Below are 15460 nucleotides of genomic sequence, written 5' to 3'. Positions count from 1 at the left end.
GATGAATTAGCGTTTCCAGCGGCGCAGCAGGCGGCTTTTCAGGCCGGTGTCGAAGCGCCAGATATGATCGAAGATACGCAAAATGCCAGGTTTGCCGTGGAGCGACATCGCCACCGCGTGGAAACGTTGTTGATGCTGGCGTTGACGTTGCTTGATGGCATTGATGGTGTCATCCGGCAACCGCTGGGCGATGAAGTCCGAGACGATCACCGCATCGGCCTCATCCCAGATACTCCCTTCCATACGTTTAACCACCGCAGCAAGACAAGCAGCCAGATCGGTGCCGCCGCGAAAACGCTGGCTAAGGAAACGGATAGCCTGTTCGATACCGCTATCGGCAGTCAGTTCGTAACCAATCACTTCGTGGGCGAACAACATGATGTAGCAACGACGTTTATCGGCTAATGCCACCTTTAACAGCGCAAGGCAGAAGGCTTTGGCGCAGCGTTCGTTGAATCCTCCCATTGAACCCGAGGTATCGACGCAGACGATAAATGGCCCGCGCGGTTGCTCTTCATGCTGCTGATGGCTCACCGGGCGCAGTGTGACTTTCTCGTGCCACGCATCGCCTTGTAACTGGTAAGTCAGCAGGTGCTTTTCCACCAGACGGCGATAAAACTCCAGCTCCAGCTCACTGATGCTCAACGCCGCCAGCTCCGGCGGCAACAGACGCAGTACGTCATCGCTCTGATGAATGCCGCTGACCTCTTCCGGCACATGATCGGGCTCGCGCACCAGTTGGTGGAATGCTTCCAGCGGTGCATCCTGCGACGGCACCGATTTGGCTTCGCGGCTGCGGCCCAACTGCTGCGCCAGTTTCATTAATTCCGGCTGCTGCGCGAGGAAATCGCCATATTGCACAATCAGCTCATAATCACCGTGCTGAAGTGACGCTTTGCTCATATCCCACAAACGTCCGGCTGCGGCTTCATCATCGTCGGTAAGGATTGGCGCCAGCTGGCCACTGATTGCCATCCGTTGCTGCAGCTCGGCCATCAGACGTTCGCGCTGCTCATCAAGAAGGGTTTCGTTGAGCGTGAGCGTTTGCAGCGTCAGGCTGAGTCGCCAGCGTTGCAAAAACAGTGTGTGCTGGGCATTGCTCAGTTGTTCTGTTTCGTTGTGCAGCAGCAGTTTGCTGGCTTCTTCGAGAAATGGCGACGGCAGGCCTTTTAGCTGCGACATGATGTGGGGAAGCTGGTGGCTGAAATCCTGCGTGCTGATCAATTGCATTTGCTGAAACAGCTGAAACTCCTGCGCCAGCGCTTCCGGCACCGGGGTGGTTTTCATCTGTTCCGCGATTTCAGTGCGCCAGCGGGGTAAATCGCGCATTAACGCTTGTTTCATGCGCGGAAATTTTTCAAAGAACAGCGCCAGCTGTGGCGACGCGAGCAGGGCCAGAATCAACTCTTCGATTAACTCCGTTTCGCCAATCGATAACAGCGTGCTCAGCGTCTCCAGTGAGATCATTTGCGCGCCTGTTTCAGCTGTTCTGCCACGTCCTGCAGGCTGGTTTCAATACGTGCCAGCCAGTCATCGCTGATAAACAGACAGCGCTGGAGCTGGCTGAACAGCGTGCGCTGGGCGCGCAGCTGGGTATCCAGCGCATCATACTCATCCAGAATTTCCTGCGGCATGTCGCTGCTGCTACTGGCTCCGGGAAGGGTTAAGCGCGTGGATTGCAGGCTGACATCGCGCAGCGTCAGGCAATGATGCGCGTCCACCAGCAGATCGAGCGTCTGGCCAAAACCGATACCGTTCAACTTTCCGCGGATTTCACCGCCTTTCAGCAACCACTGATTAAGCGCCTCATGGCCAATCAGCACATGCGTCACCTGCATATCGTGCAACGTCAGCGGCTGTTGCAGCATCAAAGTTAGTTGTTCGTCGGTGATGGCAGCAGGCAGTTCATAATGCGGTTTGCGGCTAAACATGCCGCTGTGTTTTTCCAAAGTCAGCGCTTGCGCCACGCTCTGCTGCTGTTGCAGCGCCAGACGACGGGCTTTGATTTGCTGCAGCTTATGCAGCAGTGGCTGCTGCTGCCAGGCGTGTTGCGTCATCAGCACATCGATTTCACGATCTAACAGCTTCATCGAGGCGACGTCGTGCCACAGGCAATCTTTCAACAAGATGATATCGATGGGCGCAATGGTCACGCGACCGCTGTAAAAGGCGCTGGCTTGCAGCAGGTGTATGGCTTTTTTCCAGCGACGATCGGAGATGTAAGGCGCGTCAGGCAGCGTTTCCAGCTGCTGGCGCAGCTGATAAATCAGCTCAAACACATGATCGGGCAAACTCACCTGGCTGATGCCTTTCTGCCACTGGTGATACTCTTCATCACTGATGCGCAGTGCTTCCGTCACCGGATTATCGTTTTCATCTTGCTGGTGGGTGAGCATGCTGCGGAAGTTCTGCTTCTCATGCACGTTATCCAGCCATAGGCGAATCAACATGCGATCATACAAGGCTTCCAGCCCGCTATCGGCTTCTGGCAATTCGTTGGAAGCGGTCACCAGCAGGCGCATCGGAATCTTTTCTTCGCTGTCACCATTGCGAAAGCGGCGTTCGTTGATGGCGGTGAGTAAGGTGTTCAAAATCGCCGGACCGGCTTTCCAGATTTCATCAAGGAAGACGATTTCGGCATCCGGCAGATAGCCTTTGGTTAATCGCTGATAACGACCTTCATCTTTTAACGCCTGAATCGACAGCGGGCCAAACACTTCTTCAGGGGTGGAAAAACGGGTCATCAGGTATTCAAAGGCGCGGGCGTGTTGAAAGGCGTATTTCAGGCGGCGGGCAATTAAGCTCTTGGCAATGCCGGGCGGCCCCAGCAAAAATACGCTCTCGCCACTCAGTGCAGCTAATAAGCACAGGCGGATCGCATGATGCCGTTCATACAGCCCTTTCTCCAGGGCGTTACTCAGGCGAGAAATTCTTTCTGCCAAAAGATGGGGTTGAGCCATAATCACATCATTGTCCTTCTGATCCTGGAGCCGTCATATTCTGGCGAGCGCAATACTCTACTGGTTATCATGCTTGATTGCGTTGATAGCCGTCAGCTTTTTTGTTTCAGAAGGTTGAGGCGAGAGAACTCGCTGCTTCAGGCGGTTTTTGGCGCCTAATTTCGGCGAAAAACCGCCTCGCTGACGTCATGATGACATGTTGTAAGAGTAGGTTTTTTTGGGAATATGTGCATACTGTGCGCTTTTTGATGGCCTGAGCGGTAGGCAAGTGCCTCATCGGCTCCAACAAAAGACAACTTATGAGCTCGGATAAGAAGCAGTCCCTTGGCGCAGTCACACTCGCCGCGATTGGCGTAGTGTATGGCGATATCGGTACCAGCCCGCTCTATACTTTACGTGAATGTCTCTCCGGTCAGTTCGGCTTTGGCGTAGAACGCGAAGCGGTATTTGGCTTTCTCTCGCTGATCTTCTGGCTGCTGATTTTAGTGGTGTCACTGAAGTACATCAGTTACGTGATGCGTGCCGATAACGCCGGTGAAGGCGGGATCCTGACCTTGATGTCACTGGCCGGGCGCAATACCGGTGCACGCGCGACGGCGATTCTTGTCATCATGGGGCTGATTGGTGGCAGCTTCTTCTATGGTGAAGTGGTGATCACGCCCGCTGTCTCGGTATTGTCGGCGATTGAAGGGCTGGAGATTGCGGCACCGAGCCTGGATGCGTATATCGTTCCGCTTGCGATTGCAGTGCTGACGCTGCTGTTTGTGATCCAGAAGCATGGTACCGGCATCGTGGGTAAGCTGTTCGCGCCGGTGATGCTGGTGTGGTTTATCATTCTGGCTGTGCTGGGCGCGCGTAGCATCATCAGTAACCCTGATGTGCTGCATGCCATGAATCCTTACTGGGCGCTGCACTTCTTTATCCAGTACAAAACGGTGTCGTTCTTCGCGCTCGGCGCGGTGGTATTGGCTATTACCGGTGTGGAAGCGCTGTATGCGGATATGGGCCACTTCGGCAAATTCCCGATTCGCCTCGCCTGGTTTATCGTGGTGCTGCCCTCGCTGGTACTGAACTACTTTGGTCAAGGCGCGCTGCTGCTTAAACATCCCGAAGCGATCAAAAACCCCTTCTTCCTGCTGGCGCCAGACTGGATGCTTATTCCCATGCTGATTCTGGCGACGCTGGCCACGGTTATCGCCTCGCAGGCGGTGATCTCTGGTGTGTTCTCCTTAACGCGTCAGGCGGTGCGTTTAGGCTATCTCCCGCCGATGCGCATTGTGCACACTTCGGAAGAAGAATCGGGGCAGATTTACATTCCGGTGATCAACTGGCTGCTCTACTTCTCCGTGGTGATCGTGATTGTCGGCTTTGAGCACTCCAGTAACCTGGCGGCGGCTTACGGCATCGCGGTAACCGGCACCATGGTGCTGACCGCGATTCTCTGCTCCACGGTGGCCATTCAGAACTGGCACTGGAACCGGTATCTGGTGGTGCTGATTCTGATTGGCATGCTGTGTATTGATGTGTCCTTATTCTCGGCTAACCTGGTCAAAGTGTTCTCCGGCGGTTGGCTGCCGCTGACTCTGGCGCTGATGATGTTTATCGTCATGACCACCTGGAAAAGCGAGCGCTTCCGCCTGTTGCGGCGTATGCATGAGCACGGCAATTCGCTTGAAGCGATGATCGCCTCGCTGGAGAAATCTCCGCCGGTGCGCGTGCCGGGCACCGCAGTCTATATGTCGCGTGCCCTGAACGTGATCCCCTTTGCCATGCTGCATAATCTCAAGCACAACAAAGTGCTGCATGAGCGTGTGGTATTGCTAACGTTGCGTACCGAAGATGCGCCTTACGTGCATAACGTGCGTCGCGTTACCATCGAACAGCTATCGCCCACCTTCTGGCGCGTGGTGGCGAGTTACGGCTGGCGTGAAACCCCTAACGTGGAAGAAATTTTCCACCGCTGCGGGCTGGAAGGTCTCAACTGCCGCATGATGGAAACCTCATTCTTCATGTCCCATGAATCGCTGATTATTGGCGATCGCCCGTGGTATCTGCGTCTGCGCGGCAAACTGTTCCTTGCGCTGCAACGCAATGCGCTGCGTGCGCCGGATCAGTTTGAAATCCCGCCTAATCGCGTGATCGAGCTGGGCACGCAAGTCGAGATTTAAGGATTAAGCGCGTCACCAGCTTAAGGTGACGCGCAAGCCTTGAGGCTGCACATGGCTGAATGCGATGCGAATGCCGTGTAGCTGCGCAATATTCTTCACAATCGATAATCCCAATCCGCTGCCCGTTTGCGTCTGCCCCGGTGGTCGCCAGAAACGCTCACCAAGGCGCGCAAGCTGCTCATCACTAACGCCTGACCCGTTATCTTCAATAATTATCGCCCGCGCGTTTAACGTGAACTGAATCTGGCTGCCCGGCGGCGCATAGCGCAGCGCGTTATCCAGCAGGTTACGCATCAGCAAATTCAACAGCAGAGGATGACCGTTCATCACCGGTTCGGCCTGTGCATGCAGTTGTAGATCCATTTTCTGCGCTTCCGCCTGCGGGAAATGTTCCATCAGCAAATTTTGCAGCAGCGGTGCCAGTGGCACTGGCTGGAATTCGCTGCGCAGATCGTCCGCTTCCACTCTTGATAGCGTTAAGAGTTGATCCACCAGCCGGGTGGCGCGCTGGATGCCGCTATCAAGCTGCTGCAATGCCCGTTTGCGCATTGCTTCGTCATCATCCGCCAGCTGAATCACTTCACTCTGCACGCGCAGTGCCGCTAACGGGCTGCGTAGTTCGTGCGCCGCATCGGAGGTAAAACGACGCTCGCGCTGCACGAGTTGCGCCATACGGTGAAACAGCCCGTTTAATGCCGCCACCAACGGCTGCACCTCTTTGGGCAAGCGTGCTTCATCAAGCGGTGTGGCATCATCGGGTGCTCGCAACCGGAGTGATGCGGTCAGGCGCTTCAGCGGGCGCAATTCGAACCACACCAATGCCAGCAGCATCAGCAGCATAAAGGGCATGGCGTAAAGCCACGGCATCAAACTCGCCAGTGCCAGATCGCGCGTCATATCGTCGCGGTATTCCCACTCCTGTCCCACTACCACGCGATATTGTTTATCAGCAGAAGTCAGCCAAAGCAGCCGCCAACTGTCATCGTCGCCGCGCAGACGACCCTCGCGAAAACCGTCACGCTTCTCATCAAACTGCATATCGCGCCCGTTCTCGCCATCGTTAAGCAACGGCTGGCCGTCCGCACGGAAAATGGCAAACGCCAGTGCATCATCATCCTGATCGCCGCGGTGATGGCGCAAAATGGATTTGGTTCTTGGCAGTGAGGCGGCGTGCAAGCTGGTGGGATCGAGTGACAGCAGGCGTTTGGCAAACAGCATTTGCTGGGTATCGAATAGCTCATTAACGGTGTCGCGGGTCTGATGCCAGGCACTGTAACTGGCCACCCCGCCGCACAGCACAATCAGCAGCACAAAGCCGATGGCGAGTCGTAGAAACAGACTCATTCTGCCGCACCGAGGGTATAACCCACGCCGTGCACGGTACGAATAAACGCGGTGCCGAGCTTTTTGCGCAGATGATGAATATGCACTTCTACGGCGTTGCTGGAGACATCGTCATCCCAGCTGTAGAGTTTTTCCTCCAGCTGGCTGCGGGTTAGCACGCGACCCGGATTGCGCATAAACAGCTCCAGCAGCGCCAGCTCCCGGCTCTTCAGGCTGATGGCTTCACCATCAATCCAGACGCTGTGGCTGCCAGGCGACATCACCACCTTGCCGTGTTTCAACTCGGGCTGTAGTTGTCCATGACGGCGGCGAATCAGCGCCTGTAAACGCGCGGCGACTTCAGCGAGCGCGAAGGGCTTACACAAATAGTCGTCAGCGCCTGACTGTAATCCTTGTACGCGCTGATCGAGCGCATCGCGTGCGGTGAGGATCAGCACGGGTACATCTGCGCCCTGCTCACGCCATTGAAGCAGGATCTCCAGCCCATCGCGCCCGGGCAGCGAAAGATCCAGTACCACGGCATCCCACGGTGCGGCCGATAGAGCCTGAAATCCCGCTTCGCCTGACACGAACCAGTCAACGCTGAAGCCGAGTTTCGTTAGCCCGACTTTCAGGCCATCGCCAATCAGCGTGTCGTCCTCGATCAATAATATGCGCATGCGTTTCTCCTTAAGTGCAAGAGTCGTTATACGAAGCAAAAATCGGCTTGTACAGCGTCAATCGCCGCAGATTGGCTATTTTTCGTGTTTTTTTACCCCTTAAGATCCTGTTAAGAACCCTATGCTGTAATAGCCTCCGTATCCCACACATTCATGGAACAGAGGTGAAAAATGAAAAAGAGTGCAGCGCTAATCGCAATTGTGATGTTGGCCTCCACGCCGGTTCTGGCCGCACAACAGGGTGGCTTTGTTGACCCGAATGCGGCAAAGGCTCAGGTTCACGCAGGTGGCTTCCAGGCGGATAACACCAGTGTTGTGACTGTGAAGCAGGCAGAAGAGATGAAGGATGATAGCTGGATTACTGTGCGCGGTTATCTGGATAAGCAAATCGGTGATGAGGATTATCTGTTCCGCGACAGCAGTGGCAACATGAAAGTGGAAATCAACCATAAGCGCTGGCATGGACAGACCATCACGCCGAAGGATCAGGTTGAACTGACCGGAGAGCTGGATAAAGACTTTAATTCCATCGAGCTGGACGTTAAGCAGGTCCGCAAGCTGCCATAACACTCTTCAGAGCCGCTCAGGCGGCTCGCATCCCCCAAACTCAAATTATCCCCGGCACAAGCGAAACGTTTCGATGGCGATCACATTTCCGTGATGACGTCATTGAGTTGACGCGCACATTTAATACACTCCCGCTCAGCGAAACGTTTCGCTGTGGAGTGGAAGAAATGAAAAAAGGTCGCTTGATAAACGCTGAACTCTCTCATGTGATTGCCCGCCTGGGGCACACCGATACGCTGGCGATTGCGGATGCGGGCTTGCCGATTCCGGCCGGACCACAGCGAATCGATCTGGCGTTGACGCCGGGAACGCCCGAATTTTTACAGGTGGTTGATGTTGTCACTCAGGAGATGCAAGTCGAAAGCGCCCTGATGGCGGAGGAGATCAAGCAACACAATCCGCAACTCCACAGCGCACTGCTCGCCGTGCTCGATGCCTTGCAACGGCACCAGGGGAATGTCATCACCATCCGTTACACCAGCCATGAACAGTTCAAACAAGAAACGCAGCGTAGTCAGGCGGTCATTCGCAGCGGAGAGTGTTCTCCGTATGCGAATGTCATCCTGAGCGCTGGCGTAACCTTCTGAGGTCGTTATGCAACCGTTATTGCAACTCAAAGGGATTGAAAAGTCGTTTCCCGGCGTAAAAGCGCTGAATGGCGCTTCACTGGCTGTTTATCCGGGGCGCGTGATGGCGCTGGTGGGTGAAAACGGCGCGGGAAAATCCACCATGATGAAAGTGCTAACCGGCATTTACAGCATGGATGCGGGCTCACTGCAGTGGCTGGGCAAGGATGTGGCTTTTTCTGGACCGAAAGCGTCGCAGGAAGCGGGCATTGGCATTATTCATCAGGAACTTAACCTGATTCCGCAATTGACCGTTGCGGAGAATATTTTCCTCGGTCGCGAATTTGTTAACCGCTTTGGCCGCATCGAATGGAACCGGATGTACGCCGAGGCGGATGCCTTATTACATCGTCTGAACCTGCGCTTCAACAGCCATAAGCTGGTGGGCGATTTATCGATTGGCGATCAGCAGATGGTTGAGATCGCCAAAGTACTTAGCTTTGAGTCGAAGGTCATCATTATGGATGAACCGACCGATGCGCTGACCGATACCGAAACCCTGTCGCTGTTCCGCGTGATCAATGAACTGAAAGCGCAGGGCTGCGGCATTGTTTATATCTCTCACCGCATGAAAGAGATCTTCGAGATTTGCGATGACGTCACCGTGTTTCGTGACGGGCAATTTATTGCCGAGCGCGCGGTGAGCGATCTCAGCGAAGAGAGTCTGATCGAGATGATGGTGGGTCGTAAGCTGGAAGATCAATATCCGCATATCGATCAGGCGCCAGGCGATATTCGTTTAACTGTTGAAAATCTCAGCGGGCCGGGCGTGGATAACGTCAGCTTTACCCTGCGCAAAGGGGAAATCCTTGGTATTTCCGGTTTGATGGGCGCGGGACGCACCGAATTGATGAAAGTGCTGTACGGCGCACTGCCGCGCAGCAAAGGCACGGTGACACTTAATGGCCGCGAAATCATCACCCGATCACCTCAGGATGGCCTCGCCAACGGCATTGTTTACATCTCCGAAGACCGTAAGCGCGATGGCCTGGTGCTCGGCATGTCAGTGAAAGAGAACATGTCGCTGACCGCATTGCGTTACTTCAGCCATGCCACCGGTAATCTCAAACACAGCGAAGAGCAGTTAGCCGTCGGTGACTTCATTCGTTTGTTCAACGTTAAAACCCCTTCAATGGAGCAGCCGATTGGCCTGCTGTCGGGCGGTAATCAGCAGAAAGTGGCGATTGCGCGCGGATTAATGACGCGCCCGAACGTACTGATTCTGGATGAGCCAACGCGTGGCGTGGACGTGGGTGCGAAAAAAGAGATTTATCAGTTAATTAACCAGTTTAAAGCCGAAGGGCTGAGCATCATTTTGGTGTCATCGGAAATGCCGGAAGTGCTGGGCATGAGCGATCGCATCCTGGTGATGCATGAGGGCCATCTGAGTGGCGAATTTTCCCGTGAGCAGGCTACCCAGGAATCCCTGATGGCGGCGGCAGTCGGTAAGCAACACAGCGAGGAGTTAGTTGTATGAGCACCCAAACCTTACCCGCCAGCCGTCGCTGGTTTAGCAAAGCCTGGCTGCTGGAGCAGAAATCGCTGATTGCGCTGATCGTGCTGATTGCCGTGGTGGCGAGCCAAAGCCCGAACTTCTTCACCGTTGCCAACATGTTCAACATTCTGCAGCAGACCTCGGTTAACGCCATCATGGCCGTCGGCATGACGCTGGTGATTCTGACTTCGGGTATTGATCTGTCGGTGGGCTCACTGCTGGCACTCACTGGTGCGGTCGCAGCTTCGATTGTCGGTTTGGAAGTGAATGCGCTGGTGGCAGTAGCGGCTTCGCTGGCACTGGGTGCGGCAATTGGCGGTATTACTGGCGTGATTGTGGCGCGCGGCAAGGTACAGGCGTTTATCGCCACGCTGGTCATGATGCTGCTGCTGCGCGGCGTCACCATGGTGTACACCAACGGCAGTCCGATCAATACCGGTTTTAGTGATAACGCCGATCTGTTTGGCTGGTTTGGTATTGGTCGTCCGCTGGGCATCCCAACGCCGGTGTGGCTGATGGCAGTGGTGTTCGCGCTGGCGTGGTACATGCTGCATCACACGCGCCTCGGTCGTTACATCTATGCGTTAGGCGGCAATGAAGCGGCGACACGTCTGTCAGGTATCAACGTTAACCGCGTCAAAATCATCGTCTATTCGCTGTGTGGTCTGTTGGCGGCGCTGGCGGGCACCATCGAAGTCGCGCGTCTTTCCTCTGCGCAACCGACGGCAGGCACCGGTTATGAACTGGATGCGATTGCGGCGGTGGTATTAGGCGGAACCAGCCTGGCGGGCGGCAAAGGTCGCATTATGGGCACGCTGATTGGCGCGCTGATCCTGGGTTTCCTGAACAACGGCCTGAATCTGATGGGCGTATCTTCTTACTACCAAATGATTGTTAAAGCCGTTGTCATTCTGCTGGCGGTGCTGGTGGATAACAAAAGCAGCAAATAACTCTGACCTTCACACAGGACTCTATAAATGAAAAAGTTAACTGCATTGGCCGTCATCCTTGGCGCCACCCTCAGTGCTGGCGCGATGGCTAAGGACACCATTGCGCTGGTTGTATCAACGCTGAATAATCCGTTCTTTGTGTCTCTGAAAGATGGCGCACAGAAAGAAGCCGACAAACTGGGTTATAACCTGGTGGTGCTGGATTCGCAGAATAACCCGGCGAAAGAGCTGGCGAACGTACAGGATCTGACTGTGCGTGGCACCAAGCTGATGCTGATTAACCCAACGGATTCTGATGCCGTGGGTAACGCCGTGAAGATGGCCAACCAGGCCAACATTCCGGTGATCACCCTGGACCGCGTGGCGGCACAGGGCACCGTGGTGAGCCACGTGGCTTCTGACAACCGCTTCGGCGGCAAAATGGCCGGTGACTTCATTGCGAAGAAACTGGGCGATGGCGCAAAAATCATTGAGCTGCAGGGTATTGCCGGGACTTCCGCAGCGCGCGAGCGTGGCGAAGGCTTCAAGCAGGCTGCTGATGCGCACAAATTTAATATCCTGGCGAGCCAGCCAGCAGATTTCGACCGTACTAAAGGTCTGAACGTGATGCAGAACCTGCTGCAGGCGCATCCGGATGTACAGGCGGTATTTGCTCAGAACGACGAAATGGCGCTGGGCGCACTGCGTGCGCTGCAGACTGCCGGTAAAACCGATGTGCTGGTGGTGGGCTTTGACGGTACCGCTGACGGTGTGAAAGCAGTAGAAGCCGGTAAACTGACTGCCACAGTGGCGCAGATGCCTGATAAAATTGGCGTGATTGGTGTGGACACTGCCGATAAAGTGCTGAAAGGCGAAAAAGTACAGTCGGTTAATCCAGTTGACCTGAAGCTGGTCACCAAATAAAAAAACAAAGAAAAGCATGGCAACGCGCCACCGTCCTGGTGGCGCAACTTTCTGGATCACTCCCTATGAACACAAGCGCAAAACTGGCGGTACTTGGCAGCATCAATGCCGACCACATTCTGAACCTCACCCATTTTCCGCGTCCGGGCGAAACGGTGATCGGCAAACAGTATCAGATTGCCTTTGGTGGCAAAGGGGCTAACCAGGCCGTGGCGGCCGGTCGTGCTGGCGCGGATATCGCTTTTATTGCCTGTGTAGGTGCAGATGACATTGGCGAACGTATCCGCCAGCAGCTGCAGCAGGACCGTATTGATACTGCTCCGGTAGAAATCGTGGCAGACGAAGCCACCGGCGTGGCGATGATCTTCGTGAATGGCGAAGGTGAAAATAATATCGGCATTTATTCCGGTGCTAACGCGGCGCTGACGCCAGACTGTGTCGATCGCCATCAGCAAGTGATTGCTGATGCTGAGGCCTTGCTGATGCAGTTGGAATCGCCGCTGGAAAGCGTGTTGGCGGCAGCGAAGATTGCGCGTGCCAATGCCACGCAAGTGATTCTGAATCCAGCGCCTGCCACTCATTTGTCTGATGAGCTGCTGGCCTTAATCGATATCATCACACCGAACGAAACCGAAGCCGAAATTCTGACCGGCATCGCGGTGAAAAGTGATGAAGATGCGGCACGTGCGGCGCAGGCGTTGCATGATAAAGGCATCTCTACCGTTTTGATTACCTTAGGTCGTCGTGGTGTGTGGTTGAGCGAGCAGGGCGCAGGCGTGCGTATTCCGGGCTTCACCGTGCAGGCTATCGACACCATCGCAGCAGGCGATACTTTTAACGGTGCTTTTATTACCGCGCGTCTGGAAGGTGTCGCAATGCATGATGCCGTGCGTTTTGCCCATGCCGCCGCCGCGATTGCGGTGACGCGTCCGGGGGCGCAGCCCTCAGTGCCGTGGCGCACTGAGATCGATAACTTCCTGCAGCAACAGGGTTAAGCCTTTGGCGACCATGAAAGATGTCGCCCGCCTGGCGGGCGTCTCCACCTCCACTGTTTCCCACGTCATCAATAACAATCGTTTTGTGAGCGAACAGGTGCGGGAAAAAGTGGATCAGGCAATCCGTGAGCTGAACTACGCGCCTTCCGCTTTGGCGCGCAGTTTGAAGATCAATCAGACGCGTACCATCGGTATGCTGCTGACGGCCAGCAGTAACCCGTTCTATTCCGAAGTGGTGCGTGGCGTGGAGAATAGCTGCTACGAACGCGGCTACAGCCTCATTCTGTGTAACACCGAAGGCGATGAAGAACGCATGAATCGCAGCCTCGAAACGCTGATGCAAAAGCGTGTCGATGGCTTATTAATGATGTGCACCGAGACGCACCTTCCCTCTGCGGAGATCCTCAATCGTTATCCGTCCGTACCCATGGTGATGATGGACTGGGCGCCGTTTGAAGGTCGTGGCGACATCATTCAGGATAATGCGCTGCTAGGCGGCGAACTGGCAACGCAGCATCTGATCGATCGCGGATACACGCGTATTGCCTGTATTGCCGGTCCGCAGGATAAAACTCCGGCGCGTTTGCGTCTGGAAGGTTTCCATAAAGCGATGAGCAACAGTGGATTACCGGTGTTGCCCGGCTATGTGGTCGACGGTGATTTCGAATTTCAGGGTGGGTTTAATGCGATGAACCAGCTACTGACCCTTGAGTTGCTACCTGAAGCGGTTTTCACCAGTAATGATGCGATGGCGGTGGGCGTTTATCACGCGCTATTCCAGGCTGGTTTACGCGTGCCGCAAGATATTGCGGTGATGGGCTATGACAATATCGAACTGGCGCGTTATCTCACGCCGCCGCTCAGCACTGTCCATCAGCCTAAAGATGAATTGGGTGAACTGGCGATTGATACGCTGATTCACCGTATGAGCGATCCCGACGCCAGTCAGCAAACGCTGGTACTGACGCCGGAGCTGGTGGAACGGGGTTCGGTTTAAGCGGTTTTCTTCTTTTTCTCACGATTGGCGATCAGATTGCGGCCATCGCCGGGACGCAACATCAGGAAAGCAAACGCGGACAGCACGGTAATCACGCCCATCGTCAGGAAGGTGGCGTGGAATTGCTGCACGGTTGTGCTCTCGAAATCCTGATAAAAACGCAGTACCGCCGCACTGACGGCCACGCCAAAGCTGATCGATACCTGCTGCGTTACCGCCAGCACGCTGTTACCACCGCTGGCATTCTCATCATTCAAATCGGCCAGGGTGATGGTATTCATCGCGGTGAATTGTGTCGACATCGCCATACCTAATACAAACAGTGCGGCTAACAGCATCAATACACTTTCACCCGGTGTCTGCAGTGAGAAGCTGGCGACAAGAATGCCGATGATGATAGTGATACCGACCAGCGTTTTACGATAACCGAAGCGACGTAGCACTTGTGTCACGGTGGATTTGGCCAGCAGCGAGCCAATCGCCGTTGGCCCCATCATGCAACCCGCTATCAGCGCGGGATAACCAAAGCCCACCTGTAACATCAATGGCATCAGGAACGGAATACAACCCGTGCCCAGACGTGCCGCGATATTACCAATGATGCCGACAGAGAAGGTTCGGGTCTTAAACATCGGTAAGTTGATCAGCGGTGCAGGATGGCGGCGTGCATGCACTATATATAAAAGCAATAACGCGACACCGGCTAACAGCACCAGCACCGCCTGCCACGGCGACACGATACGCTCTCCGAATAGTTCGATACCGACGGATATCAGCACCAGACCTAAGCCAAACAGAATGAAGCCGCCAAAATCAAAGCGGCGCTTAGGCGTGGTGAAGTCCGGCATATATTTACGTGCATAGAAGATGCCCGCGATGCCGATGGGAATGTTGATCAGGAATATCCAGTGCCAGCTGGCGTAGGTGACCAGCAGGCCACCGAGCATCGGCCCCAGAATCGGTCCGACTAATCCCGGCATGGTCACAAAGTTAAGTACCGGCAGCAACTCACTGCGTGGATAAGCGCGCAACAATGCCAGGCGCGCGACCGGCATCATCATCGCGCCACCAACACCCTGAATAATGCGCGAGATAACCAGCATGGTCAGCGAGCCCGAAAGTGCACAAGCTAAAGACCCCAACGTAAACAGTGAAACGGCCACGATAAAGACTTTGCGCGTGCCGAAGCGATCGGCCAGCCAGCCGCTGACCGGGATCAGCATGGCGACAGTGAGCGTATAACTGATCACAGCAGATTGCATGGCAAGAGGGGAACGGTCGAGACTGGTGGCGATAGCAGGAAGCGCAGTATTGAGGATGGTGGCATCGAGGGCTTGCATGAAAAACGCCATTGCGGCGATCCAGGGCAAGCCGGCCATACTGCGCGCGGAGCGAATCATTGAAAGTCCTTCTTTAATAATTGTTCAGTCTGCAACAAAGAAAACGGCGTTGGACTAACAGAATAGCATTGGTGCTTATACGCGTGACGCTGATTTGTGCCGCTTAACGGGGGCTTTTGACTGATTATTGATCGAGAAATGTCTGTTTTTAGCCTGTTCGGTTAAAAAAGTAGCGCTCAGTCAATTTTTTGCAATAAACCCTTGTCAGCTCCGAATAACTCCCTATAATGCGCCACCACTGAGACGGCAAAGCGGCAACGCAGACGGCTCAGCAGGGAGTGAAGAAATTCATCCCGCCGGAGAAAAACGCTGAAAAAAGTGTTTGACTTTGAAGGAGGAAAGCGTAATATACGCCACCTCGCAACAGCAGCTTAAGGCGCTGATTGCACCGCTCTT

Annotated in this window: 13 protein-coding genes; 8 read left to right on the top strand and 5 right to left on the bottom strand. The window is 54.9% G+C overall.

Features of this window, described 5'->3' with window-relative positions:
* Positions 1–6: 6 nt before the first annotated feature.
* Positions 7–1467, bottom strand: coding sequence for an ATPase RavA stimulator ViaA (gene viaA / locus VH86_RS15405; RefSeq protein WP_045815093.1), 1461 nt, complete (start codon positions 1465–1467; stop codon positions 7–9).
* Positions 1464–2960, bottom strand: coding sequence for an ATPase RavA (ravA, locus tag VH86_RS15400; protein ID WP_045833455.1), 1497 nt, complete (start codon positions 2958–2960; stop codon positions 1464–1466). Before ravA ends, viaA begins: the two co-directional genes overlap by 4 nt.
* A 299-nt stretch (positions 2961–3259) precedes the next feature.
* Between ravA and kup the strand changes: the two genes are divergently transcribed.
* Positions 3260–5128 (top strand): low affinity potassium transporter Kup, encoded by a 1869-nt coding sequence (kup, locus tag VH86_RS15395; RefSeq protein ID WP_038643983.1) that lies wholly within the window; start codon positions 3260–3262, stop codon positions 5126–5128.
* Positions 5129–5140: 12 nt separating this feature from the next.
* Here kup and qseC read toward each other — a convergent pair whose 3' ends face one another.
* Both qseC and qseB read right to left on the bottom strand, forming a co-directional pair.
* On the bottom strand, positions 5141–6472 hold the full coding sequence (gene qseC / locus VH86_RS15390; protein ID WP_045833454.1) for a quorum sensing histidine kinase QseC: 1332 nt from the start codon (positions 6470–6472) through the stop codon (positions 5141–5143).
* Entirely contained in the window at positions 6469–7131 is a 663-nt protein-coding gene (qseB, locus tag VH86_RS15385; RefSeq protein WP_045833453.1) for a quorum sensing response regulator transcription factor QseB, read from the bottom strand. Before qseB ends, qseC begins: the two co-directional genes overlap by 4 nt.
* Positions 7132–7302: 171 nt before the next feature.
* Between qseB and VH86_RS15380 the strand changes: the two genes are divergently transcribed.
* From VH86_RS15380 to rbsR, 7 genes are all read left to right on the top strand, one after another.
* Positions 7303–7698, top strand: coding sequence for a YgiW/YdeI family stress tolerance OB fold protein (locus VH86_RS15380; protein WP_045833452.1), 396 nt, complete (start codon positions 7303–7305; stop codon positions 7696–7698).
* Between the two features lie 167 nt (positions 7699–7865).
* On the top strand, positions 7866–8285 hold the full coding sequence (gene rbsD, locus VH86_RS15375; protein ID WP_045833451.1) for a D-ribose pyranase: 420 nt from the start codon (positions 7866–7868) through the stop codon (positions 8283–8285).
* Positions 8286–8292: 7 nt separating this feature from the next.
* The gene (gene rbsA / locus VH86_RS15370) at positions 8293–9801 is read left to right on the top strand and encodes a ribose ABC transporter ATP-binding protein RbsA (protein ID WP_045833450.1); all 1509 of its coding nucleotides are present in this window, start codon (positions 8293–8295) and stop codon (positions 9799–9801) included.
* On the top strand, positions 9798–10769 hold the full coding sequence (gene rbsC / locus VH86_RS15365) for a ribose ABC transporter permease (protein ID WP_034830072.1): 972 nt from the start codon (positions 9798–9800) through the stop codon (positions 10767–10769). Before rbsA ends, rbsC begins: the two co-directional genes overlap by 4 nt.
* 27 nt (positions 10770–10796) lie before the next feature.
* Positions 10797–11672: a ribose ABC transporter substrate-binding protein RbsB gene (gene rbsB / locus VH86_RS15360; protein WP_034830075.1), complete on the top strand. Its 876-nt coding sequence runs from the start codon at positions 10797–10799 to the stop codon at positions 11670–11672.
* 65 nt (positions 11673–11737) lie between these two features.
* Entirely contained in the window at positions 11738–12667 is a 930-nt protein-coding gene (gene rbsK / locus VH86_RS15355) for a ribokinase (protein WP_045833449.1), read from the top strand.
* A gap of 13 nt (positions 12668–12680) precedes the next feature.
* The gene (gene rbsR / locus VH86_RS15350) at positions 12681–13664 is read left to right on the top strand and encodes a ribose operon transcriptional repressor RbsR (RefSeq protein WP_045815107.1); all 984 of its coding nucleotides are present in this window, start codon (positions 12681–12683) and stop codon (positions 13662–13664) included.
* Here rbsR and mdtD read toward each other — a convergent pair.
* Positions 13661–15064: a multidrug transporter subunit MdtD gene (mdtD, locus tag VH86_RS15345; protein ID WP_045833448.1), complete on the bottom strand. Its 1404-nt coding sequence runs from the start codon at positions 15062–15064 to the stop codon at positions 13661–13663. The two genes, rbsR and mdtD, sit on opposite strands and share 4 nt — an antisense overlap.
* Between the last annotated feature and the right edge of the window lie 396 nt (positions 15065–15460).

The organism is Pantoea sp. BL1 (assembly GCF_000963985.1).
Taxonomy (GTDB): Bacteria; Pseudomonadota; Gammaproteobacteria; order Enterobacterales; family Enterobacteriaceae; genus Pantoea; species Pantoea rwandensis_B.
Note: the sequence above shows the minus strand (reverse complement) of the source record. Positions and strands in the feature narration are given on the sequence as shown.

Coding starts and splice junctions, on each gene's coding strand:
- viaA (WP_045815093.1), bottom strand. CDS start 1,467: ATGATCTCACTGGAGACGCTGAGCACGCTGTTATCGATTGGCGAAACG.
- ravA (WP_045833455.1), bottom strand. CDS start 2,960: ATGGCTCAACCCCATCTTTTGGCAGAAAGAATTTCTCGCCTGAGTAAC.
- kup (WP_038643983.1), top strand. CDS start 3,260: ATGAGCTCGGATAAGAAGCAGTCCCTTGGCGCAGTCACACTCGCCGCG.
- qseC (WP_045833454.1), bottom strand. CDS start 6,472: ATGAGTCTGTTTCTACGACTCGCCATCGGCTTTGTGCTGCTGATTGTG.
- qseB (WP_045833453.1), bottom strand. CDS start 7,131: ATGCGCATATTATTGATCGAGGACGACACGCTGATTGGCGATGGCCTG.
- VH86_RS15380 (WP_045833452.1), top strand. CDS start 7,303: ATGAAAAAGAGTGCAGCGCTAATCGCAATTGTGATGTTGGCCTCCACG.
- rbsD (WP_045833451.1), top strand. CDS start 7,866: ATGAAAAAAGGTCGCTTGATAAACGCTGAACTCTCTCATGTGATTGCC.
- rbsA (WP_045833450.1), top strand. CDS start 8,293: ATGCAACCGTTATTGCAACTCAAAGGGATTGAAAAGTCGTTTCCCGGC.
- rbsC (WP_034830072.1), top strand. CDS start 9,798: ATGAGCACCCAAACCTTACCCGCCAGCCGTCGCTGGTTTAGCAAAGCC.
- rbsB (WP_034830075.1), top strand. CDS start 10,797: ATGAAAAAGTTAACTGCATTGGCCGTCATCCTTGGCGCCACCCTCAGT.
- rbsK (WP_045833449.1), top strand. CDS start 11,738: ATGAACACAAGCGCAAAACTGGCGGTACTTGGCAGCATCAATGCCGAC.
- rbsR (WP_045815107.1), top strand. CDS start 12,681: ATGAAAGATGTCGCCCGCCTGGCGGGCGTCTCCACCTCCACTGTTTCC.
- mdtD (WP_045833448.1), bottom strand. CDS start 15,064: ATGATTCGCTCCGCGCGCAGTATGGCCGGCTTGCCCTGGATCGCCGCA.